Genomic DNA, 9,909 nt, shown 5'->3' on the forward strand with positions numbered 1-9,909 from the left:
GCCGCCGCCCGGGGGGGCAGCCCCGGCGGGGGGTTCCCCCCCCCGGCGGGGCTCCACCCGGCCGCGGGCGGGCGCATCGGGCGGGCGGGCGGCCGACCTATGTCCCTGGATCGCGGGCGCCAGGGCACCTATCGTTCTGACATGACCCCTGCGCGCCCGGTGCTGTCCGTCCTCGACCTCGTTCCCGTCTCGGCAGGGCGTAGCCATGCCGACGCCCTGCATGAGATGGTCGCGCTGGCACGCGCGGCCGACGCAGCGGGGCTGCATCGCTACTGGATCGCCGAGCACCACGGCTCGACAACCTTCCTGGCCGCAGCGACCTCGGTCCTCATGGGCCAGGTCCTGGCCTCCACCGAGCGCATCGGTGTGGCCTCGGGCGGCATCATGCTGCCCAACCACCCCCCGCTGGTCATCGCCGAGCAGGTCGGGACGCTCGCCGCCCTCTACCCCGGTCGGGTCGGCCTGGGGCTGGGGCGCGCCCCGGGGACCGACCCCGTGACCGCCTCGGCACTGCGGCGGCGTGAGGCCGACCCGGGCTCCTTCGCCGAGGAGGTGGTCGAGACGCTGACCTACCTCGTCCGGGACCCCGGAGCCGGCCTCCCGGTGGTGCCCGGCTCGCTCCTGCCCTCCGACGCCCGGTCGCCGACCGTCTCGGTGACGGTCCACGCGGCCGCCGGCCCCCGCGAGGCCGTCTTCACCGTCCCCGACGACGTCGGCCGCCGGCCTCCGGTGCCCGACCCGGCGCGCCGGGTGCGCGCCGTGCCGGGGGAGGGGACGCGGCCACAGACCTGGGTCCTGGGGTCCTCGGTCAACGGCGCCCGGGTCGCGGGATCCCTCGGGCTGCCCTTCGCCGTGGCCTCGCACTTCGCCCCCGCCCAGGCCGAGGCGGCGATCACGAGCTACCGCAGCGTCTTCGCCTCGGCGCAGGCCTCGGCCCCGCCGGTGTCGGGCGTGGTCTCCGACGGCCGTCCGCATGTGGCCGCCGGCGTCAACGTCATGGTGGCCCCCACCGAGCAGGAGGCGACCAGGCTGTTCTCCACGGCGATGGCCTGCACGGCCCGGATCCTCGGCGGGCGCCCGGGCCCGCTGGATGAGCCCGTCACCGACCCCGAGGCCTGGCGGGCGCTGGCCAATGGCAAGGATGTGGCGGTGGCGAGCTCGATGGCCCTGTCCTTCGTGGGCACCCCCGACGATGTGGCCTCCCGGCTTCACGCCCTGGCCGAGCGTTGGGGCCTCGACGAGCTGCTCGTGGTCACCTACGCCCACGACGCCGCAGCCCGACGGCGCTCCTACGAGCTGCTCGCGCGGGCCTGGTGAGGCAGGCGACCACCCGCCGAGCCGGCTGATCGCGCCCGGCGAGGCTGAGACTCCCCGGCGCTGACGACACGGCGGAGGGCGCCGACGTCGTGACTGACGAGTGCTGCCCGCGGGCGGCGTGAGCCCGAGAAGTGGTGTGGTCGATCTCCCAGTATGGGCCCGTGCGCCCCTGGCCCCGCCGGACCGCTGGGTGACGGCGCCGCCGACCACCGGACCGGTCGAGGCTGATGAGTTCCCCTGATCCCGCCGGAACTCGGCCCGGTCGGCGCCGCCGGGGCGACGCGGCGGCGGGGCGGCGATGGGGCGCGGGTCGGCCGGCGGCCCGGGCCGGAACAGCACGTGGAGGGTGCCGGCCTCCCTGGATGCAGGGATTGTTAAGGCGGTGTTGAGATGGCATGGAGTATCCTCGGGCGATCGAAGGCCGAGCGCCAAGGACGGTGTCGGCTGTCGTACCGTCTGCTCACGCATCTTGGAGGTTGATCCATGCGCAATGTCATGATGTCCCGACGCACCTTCGGGCTCGGCGCCGCCACGGTGGCGGTGCTCCTCTCGGGCGCCTGCGGCTCGGGCTCGAGTTCGTCCGACCCCTCGTCGTCGTCCGCCCCCTCCGGCCAGGGCAAGAACGGTGACGGTGTGCTCACCCTGGCCTACAACGCCGACGGCCCGCACAAGGCGTGGGTCGAGGCGGTGTGCAACTCGGTGTCCAACACCCTGGGCATCACCATGGAGCCGCTGCCCATCGCCCAGTTCTCCGAGCTGCGCACCCAGATCACCGACCGCAAGATCGTGGGGGCCTTCCGCACCGGCTGGCAGGCGGACTACCCCTCGATGGCCAACTTCCTGGGCAGCCAGTACCAGACCGGGGCCGGTTCGAATGACTCCGACTACTCGAGCACCGAGTTCGACGACCTCCTGGCCCAGGCGGCCGCCGCCCACGACGAGGCCTCCGCCCTGGCGCTGTACGAGCAGGCCCAGACGGTGCTGTTCACCGACCTGCCCACGATCCCCCTGTGGTACCAGAACGGCTTCGGCGGATACTCCACCAAGGTGTCCGACGTCGTATGGGGCTGGAACTCCGTGCCGCTGTGCCACGCGATCAAGACCAGTGCCACCGACGGCATCGTCTTCGCCAACGGCACCGAGCCGCAGAACCCGCTCGTCCCCTCCAACACCAACGAGGTCGGTGGCGGGCGCGTGGTCGATCTCCTCTTCGAGGGCCTGGTCTCCTATGCTGCCGACGGCTCCGTGGTCAACGAGGTGGCCGAGTCCATCGAGACCGAGGACAACCAGCACTTCACCGTCAAGCTCAAGAGCGGCTGGACCTTCTCCGACGGCTCGCCGGTGACCGCCGACTCCTTCATCAAGGCCTGGAACTACGGAGCCCTGCTGTCCAACGCCCAGCTGTCGAGCTACTTCTACGAGGTCATCGAGGGCTTCTCCTACGACGAGGACTCCGAGCTGACCGGGCTGGCCAAGGTCGACGACCTCACCTTCACGATCGCCCTCAAGGCCCCGGCCTCGGACTTCGCGCTGCGCCTGGGCTACTCCGCCTTCTACCCGCTGCCGGAGTCGGCCTATGACGACATGGAGGCATTCGGCCAGGCGCCGGTGGGCAACGGCCCCTACACCCTGAGCACCTGGGACCACGACTCCCAGATCGTGCTCGCCAAGAACCCCTCCTACGCGGGCTCGCGCAAGGCCGCCAACGAGGGCGTCACCTTCACGCTCTACACCGACTACGACGCCGCCTACAACGACCTGCTGGCCGACGCGGTCGACGTCATCGACGCCATTCCGGACTCGGCGCTGTCCTCCTTCGCCTCCGAGCTCGGTGACCGTGCCATCAATGAGCCGGGCGGCGTCATCCAGGCGTTCTCCATCAACGTCAATGCCGAGCACTGGAAGATGGACGAGGAGGGGCGTGCTCGTCGCGCCGCCCTGTCCAGGGCGATCAACCGTGTTGAGATCTGTGACACGCTCTTCTATGAGACCCGCACCCCGGCCTCCGACTACACCTCACCGGTCATCAAGGGCTGGAAGGCGACGGTCGCCGGCAACGAGGTCCTCACCTTCGACGAGGCCGAGGCCAAGAGCCTGTGGGAGAAGGCCGAGGCGATCTCCGCCTTCTGACACCGCAGCGGCCCGTCGCGCCGCGCCCCCGGGCGCGACGGGCCGCCCTGCCCGTCCTCGCCGCCGTCGCGCGGTCCGTCACCACATCCATGAGGAGGCGCCGATGCTCCGCTACGCCGGACGCAGGCTCCTGCAGATGGTCCCCGTCTTCTTCGGGGCTACGCTGCTCATCTACGCGATGGTCTTCGCCCTGCCGGGCGACCCGGTTGCGGCCATGGGCGGTGAGCGTACGCTCAGCCCCGCCGTCCAGGAGCAGATCCGCTCCGAGTACAACCTGGACAAGCCCTTCTTCATCCAGTACCTGCTCTACCTCAAGGGCGTGTTCACCCTTGACCTAGGGACCACGCTGCGCGGGAGCAGGGACATTCTGGAGGTCCTCACCACCGCCTACCCCGTCACGATCAAGCTGGCCCTTCTGGCCCTGCTCATCGAGGCGGTCGCGGGGATCACGGTGGGCCTGGTCGCCGGGATGCGCAAGGGAGGCTTCTTCGACGCCACCGTCCTAGTCATCTCCCTCATGGTCATCGCTGTGCCCACCTTCGTCATCGGCTTCGTCATGCAGTTCTTCATCGGCGTCAAGGCCGGGTGGCTGCCGGTGACCGCGGGCAACAGCCCCGGCCTCAAAGAGCTGCTCATGCCGGCCATCGTGCTGGGTGCGGTCTCCTTCGCCTATGTGCTGCGCCTGACCCGCACGAAGGTCGCAGAGAACCTCTCTGCCGACCACGTGCGCACCGCCCGGGCCAAAGGCCTCAGTGGGGCCCGCGTCATGGTCGTGCACGTGCTGCGCAACTCCCTCGTGCCCGTGGTCACCTTCCTGGGTGCCGACCTGGGCGCCCTCATGGGCGGGGCGATCGTGACCGAGGGAATCTTCAACATCAACGGTGTCGGCGGGACGCTCTACCGGTCGATCCTGCAGGGGGAGGGGCCTACGGTCGTGTCCTTCACGACGGTGCTCATCGTCGTGTTCATCGTCTCCAACCTCCTTGTGGACCTGCTCTACGCCGCCCTCGACCCCAGGATCCGCTATGCCTAAGACCCCTGATCACACTGCCGCGCGGCCAGGACAGGAGCGTTTCGTCGCCGAGGTCGACGAGCAGGGCCTGGGGGCCGTCGACGCCGTCGCCGATGAGAGCGCGCCCTCCTCGATGTGGGGGGAGGCGTGGAAGCAGCTGCGCCGTCGCCCCATCTTCTGGTTCTCGGCCCTCCTCATCGTGGCCGCCCTGGCCCTGGCGCTGGTCCCGGGCCTGTTCACCCGGACCGACCCGACCTTCTGCCAGCTGGCGAACTCCTACGGCGAGCCCTCGGCCGGCCATCCCTTCGGCTTCACCCGTCAGGGGTGCGACATCTTCGCGCGCACCGTGCACGGCGCGCGCGCCTCGGTGAGTGTCGGAGTGCTCACGACGGCGGTCGTCGTGCTCCTTGGCTCGGTGGTCGGCGCGATCGCTGGGTACTTCGGCGGATTCTTCGACGCCCTGCTGTCACGGGTCACCGACGTCTTCTTCGCCGTCCCCTTCGTCCTGGCTGCGATCGTGGTCATGCAGATGTTCAAGGGCAGTTCCTCGATCATGACGGTCGTGGCGGTCCTGGCCATGTTCGGCTGGCCCCAGATCGCGCGCATCACCCGGGGTGCGGTCATGGGCGTCAAGAACGAGGACTACGTGACCGCGGCCCGCTCGCTGGGTGCGGGCCGTCTGCGCATTCTGACCCGCCACGTCCTGCCCAACGCCGCGGCACCGATCATCGTCACGGCCACCGTCCAGCTCGGCTCTTTCATCGTGGCCGAGGCGACACTCAGCTTCCTGGGTATCGGGCTGCCGCCCTCCATCGTGTCTTGGGGCGCCGACATCTCTGACGCCCAGGCCGCGTTGCGCGACCACGTGTCGGTGCTGCTCTACCCGGCCGGCGCGCTGGCCCTGACCGTGCTCGGATTCATCATGATGGGCGACGCGGTGCGCGACGCTCTCGACCCGAAGGCCCGAAAGTGACTCAACGACCCGCCCGCGGCCATGGTGCCGCCTCTGAGGCCCCCCTGCTCGACGTGCGCGAGCTGGAGGTCGCCTTCCGCTCCTCGACCGGCACGGTACAGGCCGTGCGTCGGGCGAACCTGACGGTCTACCCCGGCCAGTCGGTGGCCATCGTGGGAGAGTCGGGCTCGGGCAAGTCCACACTGGCCCACGCCGTCATCGGCCTGCTGCCTGGCACGGGGCGGGTCACCGGCGGCCAGATCCTCTTCGAGGGCGAGGACATCGCCCACGCCTCGGCCTCCCACCTGCGCCGGCTGCGCGGCTCCGAGATCGGTCTGGTCCCCCAGGACCCGATGAGCAACCTCAACCCGGTGTGGTCGATCGGCTTCCAGGTCAAGGAGGCCCTCAAGGCCAACGGGCTGGCCGGCGTCGCCGACGACCGGCTGGCCGCCCTGGCCGCGGAGGACGGCGCCGGCACAAGAGAGCCGGGGAAGATCGACGTCGATGAGCAGGTGGCGCTCCTCCTTCAGGACGCGGGACTGCCCGACGGGGCGCGGCGCGCCCGCCAGTACCCCCACGAGTTCTCCGGGGGGATGCGTCAGCGCGCCCTCATCGCGATCGGCCTGGCGGCCCGCCCGCGCCTGCTCATCGCCGATGAGCCCACCTCCGCGCTTGACGTCACCGTCCAGCGCCGCATCCTGGACCACCTGGGACGCCTCACCCACGAGCTGGGCACTGCCACCCTGTTCATCACCCACGACCTGGGCCTGGCCGCGGAGCGGGCCGAGCATATTGTCGTCATGCACCGCGGGCGGGTCGTCGAGTCCGGTCCCAGCCTGGAGGTCCTCCAGGACCCCCGGCACCCCTACACCCAGCGCCTCGTCAAGGCTGCTCCGTCCCTGGCCAGCCGTCGGATCGAGTCGGCCCGCGCCGCGGGGGTGGAGGTCGCCGCCGATGAGCTTGTCGCCCATGACGTGGACGCCGACGCCGAGGAGGTGGTGCGCGTCGAGAACCTCACCAAGATCTTTGAGGTGCGCGGGGCGAAGGGGGACGCCAAGACCCTGACGGCCGTCGACGACGTCAGCTTCGGGGTGCGTCGGGGCACGACGACGGCCCTGGTGGGGGAGTCCGGCTCGGGCAAGTCGACGGTGGCCAACATGGTGCTCAAGCTGCTCGACCCCACCTCGGGCACGGTCTTTCACCGCGGCACCGACCTGTCGACGCTCAGCGGGCCGGAGCTGTTCTCTCTGCGTCGCACGATGCAGCCGGTCTTCCAGAACCCTTACGGCTCCCTGGACCCCATGTACTCCATCTACCGCGTCATCGAGGAGCCCCTGCGGGTGCACAAGGTCGGCGACCGCGCCGGCCGGGAGGCCCGGGTCGCCGAGCTGCTCGACATGGTGGCACTGCCCCGCTCGGTCATGCGCCGCTACCCGGGGGAGCTCTCGGGCGGTCAGCGCCAGCGCGTGGCCATCGCCCGTGCGCTTGCCCTCAAGCCGGAGGTCGTCGTCCTCGATGAGGCGGTCTCGGCGCTTGACGTGCTTGTCCAGGCCCAGATCCTCCGGCTCCTGGCCGAGCTGCAGGACGAGTTGAGCCTGACCTACCTGTTCATCACCCATGACCTGGCCGTGGTCCGACAGATCGCCGACGACGTCGTGGTCATGGAGCACGGGAAGGTCGTGGAGGCCGGGCCATGCGAGGAGATCTTCTCCCAGCCGCAGCAGGCCTACACGCGGGAGTTGATCGACGCCGTCCCCGGCGCCAGCATCGAGCTGTACTCGGCGTCCTGAACGCGTCGTCGGTCGACGGCAGGCCGCCCCGGGGGAGGCTCGACCCCGGGGTGGGTTCCTCAGCCCCGGGGCGGTGCTGTGACGGCCCTGCGCTGCGGGTTCCACGTGTCGGTGCCGCACTGGAGGCTGCTCCGGTGGCGTAGGCCAGGCGATATCAGCCATCTATAGGCGTGATGGGACGCACATCACCCGTGTCGTTCCCGGCATGGCGGCTGAAGGCGTGCCGGGAATAACCTTGGGCTCGCTGTGCGCCCCGTGCCGGCGGGTCATCAGGCCCACCGGTCGCCCACCCCAGGGGCGCCCCTTGGATGGAGGAAGAGTCCCTTATGACCGTGCGCCAGGATCTGCGCAACGTCGCCATCGTCGCCCATGTCGACCATGGGAAGACGACGCTTGTCGACGCCATGCTCTGGGAGGCCGGCGCCTTCGGGAGCCGTGCCACCCAGGAGAACACCGCCGATCGTGTCATGGACTCCGGCGAGCTCGAGCGGGAGAAGGGCATCACGATCCTGGCCAAGAACACCGCCGTCCACTACGCGGGCCCGGCGGCCCTCGAGGCGGGGCTGACCGACGGGGTGACCATCAACGTCATCGACACCCCCGGTCACGCCGACTTCGGCGGTGAGGTCGAGCGCGGGCTGTCGATGGTTGACGGCGTCGTCCTGCTCGTCGACGCCTCCGAGGGGCCGCTGCCCCAGACCCGCTTCGTGCTGCGCAAGGCCCTGGCGGCCAACCTTCCGGTCATCCTCGTGGTCAACAAGGTCGACCGCCCCGACTCGCGCCTGACCGAGGTCGTCTCGGAGGCCACCGACCTGCTGCTGTCCCTCGCCTCGGACCTGGCGGACGACAACCCCGACATCGACCTCGACGCCGTCCTCGACGTTCCGGTGGTCTACGCCTCGGCCAAGGCCCGGCGTGCCGACACCGTCCAACCCCCTGACGGCCGGATGCCGGCCAACAACGACCTCGAGCCCTTGTTCCGCACGATCATCGAGCGGATCCCGGGGCCCTCCTACGAGGAGGGCGCCCCCTTGCAGGCCCACGTCACCAACCTTGACGCCTCGCCCTTCCTGGGGCGTCTGGCGCTGCTGCGCATCCGGGCCGGTGTCCTGCGCAAGGGCCAGACCGTCGCCTGGGCCCGTCACGACGGGACGCTCAGCCAGGTCAAGGTCTCCGAGCTGCTCGTCACCGAAGGGCTGGACCGCAAGCCGGCCGAGGAGGCGCGCGCCGGCGACATCGTCGCGGTGGCGGGCATCGAGGACATCACGATCGGCGAGTCCCTCGTCGACCCTGACGACCCGCGCCCCCTGCCCCTCATCACGGTCGACGACCCGGCCATCTCGATGACGATCGGGATCAACACCTCCCCGATGGCCGGAAGGACGAGGGGCGCCAAGGTGACCGCCCGCCAGGTCAAGGACCGCCTCGACCGCGAGCTGGTCGGCAACGTGTCCTTGCGCGTGCTGCCCACCGAGCGCCCCGACGCCTGGGAGGTCCAGGGGCGCGGCGAGCTCGCCCTGGCCATCCTCGTCGAGCAGATGCGCCGCGAGGGCTTCGAGCTGACCGTGGGCAAGCCGCAGGTCGTCACCCGCACGATCGACGGCGTGCGCCACGAGCCCGTCGAGCGCATGACGATCGACGTCCCCGAGGAGCACCTCGGGGCGGTCACCCAGCTGATGGCGGCCCGCAGGGGCCGCATGGAGACGATGACGAACCACGGAACCGGGTGGATCCGCATGGAGTTCCTCGTCCCCGCCCGGGGCCTCATCGGCTTCCGCACCCAGTTCCTCACCGACACCCGGGGGACGGGCATCGCCTCCTCGATCGCCGAGGGCTACGAGCCCTGGGCCGGCGCGATCGTGTCCCGCACGACTGGATCTCTTGTGTCGGACCGTGCCGGAACCGTGACCGCCTACGCGCTCATCCGCCTGCAGGACCGGGGTACCTTCTTCGTCGAACCGACCCAGGAGACCTACGAGGGCCAAGTCGTGGGAGAGAACCCGCGCAATGAGGATATGGACGTCAACGTCGTGCGCGAGAAGCAGCAGACCAACATGCGCTCCTCGACCGCCGACTCCTTCGAGGGACTCGTCCCCCCGCGCCGCCTCACCCTTGAGGAGGCGCTCGAGTTCGCCTCCGAGGACGAGTGCGTCGAGGTGACACCCGATGCGGTGCGCATCCGCAAGACGATCCTGGACTCCCAAGAACGCTTCCGTGCCAACGCTCGACGTCGGCGCTCCGAGGCCTGAGACCGAAAGACAATGATGAGCGGAGAGGTTGTGAACGAGCTCGAGGACCGCTTCGACGAGGACGGGGTTGCTGCCGAGGCGCGCGACGGGGCCGACGACGAGGCGCGCGACGGGGCCGACGACGAGGCGCACAACGAGGCCCACGAGGAGGTGCCCGCTGAGGCGCTGGTCCAGCTCGACTCCCAGACCGTGCGTCTGACCCCGGAGGACCTGGCGACCTCGGGCCCCGGCGACGACGTCGAGCCTGAGGCCGAGGAGGCGTCGGCCCCGGAGGTGGCCGAGCCCGCGGTCGAGGCGGAGGCAGTCTCGCAGGCCGAGGGCGAGCCGGAGGTGGACGCCGAGCCGGAGCCGTCGGCCGAGCCCGAGGCTGATTCCGCGGATGAGGCGGAGGCCGCCCCGGCTGGCGCGCCTGAGCCTGAGGCGGATGCTGAGGTTGAGGAGGGCGCCGAGCCCGAGGCG

The 9,909-nt window shown here is 70.5% G+C and carries 6 protein-coding genes and 1 pseudogene; all 7 read left to right on the forward strand.

Going from position 1 to position 9,909, the window contains the following annotated elements:
* The first annotated feature begins 141 nt into the window (after positions 1–141).
* The gene (locus tag Q4C85_RS05830; RefSeq protein ID WP_303140535.1) at positions 142–1,317 is read left to right on the forward strand and encodes an LLM class flavin-dependent oxidoreductase; all 1,176 of its coding nucleotides are present in this window, start codon (positions 142–144) and stop codon (positions 1,315–1,317) included.
* 483 nt (positions 1,318–1,800) lie between these two features.
* Positions 1,801–3,447, forward strand: a complete 1,647-nt coding sequence (locus Q4C85_RS05835) for an ABC transporter substrate-binding protein (protein ID WP_303140536.1) — start codon at positions 1,801–1,803, stop codon at positions 3,445–3,447.
* A gap of 103 nt (positions 3,448–3,550) precedes the next feature.
* A complete protein-coding gene (locus Q4C85_RS05840; protein WP_303140537.1) occupies positions 3,551–4,480 on the forward strand; it encodes an ABC transporter permease in 930 nt (309 codons plus the stop codon).
* Positions 4,473–5,432 (forward strand): ABC transporter permease, encoded by a 960-nt coding sequence (locus Q4C85_RS05845; RefSeq protein ID WP_303140538.1) that lies wholly within the window; start codon positions 4,473–4,475, stop codon positions 5,430–5,432. The genes Q4C85_RS05840 and Q4C85_RS05845 overlap by 8 nt, the downstream gene beginning before the upstream one ends.
* On the forward strand, positions 5,429–7,201 hold the full coding sequence (locus Q4C85_RS05850) for an ABC transporter ATP-binding protein (RefSeq protein ID WP_303140539.1): 1,773 nt from the start codon (positions 5,429–5,431) through the stop codon (positions 7,199–7,201). Before Q4C85_RS05845 ends, Q4C85_RS05850 begins: the two co-directional genes overlap by 4 nt.
* A 326-nt stretch (positions 7,202–7,527) precedes the next feature.
* The gene (gene typA / locus Q4C85_RS05855; protein ID WP_303140541.1) at positions 7,528–9,450 is read left to right on the forward strand and encodes a translational GTPase TypA; all 1,923 of its coding nucleotides are present in this window, start codon (positions 7,528–7,530) and stop codon (positions 9,448–9,450) included.
* A 30-nt stretch (positions 9,451–9,480) separates the two neighbouring features.
* Positions 9,481–9,909, forward strand: a pseudogene (locus Q4C85_RS05860) (hypothetical protein); the annotation flags it as partial.

The organism is Actinomyces sp., assembly GCF_030524025.1.
In the GTDB taxonomy this organism is placed as follows: Bacteria; Actinomycetota; Actinomycetes; order Actinomycetales; family Actinomycetaceae; genus Actinomyces.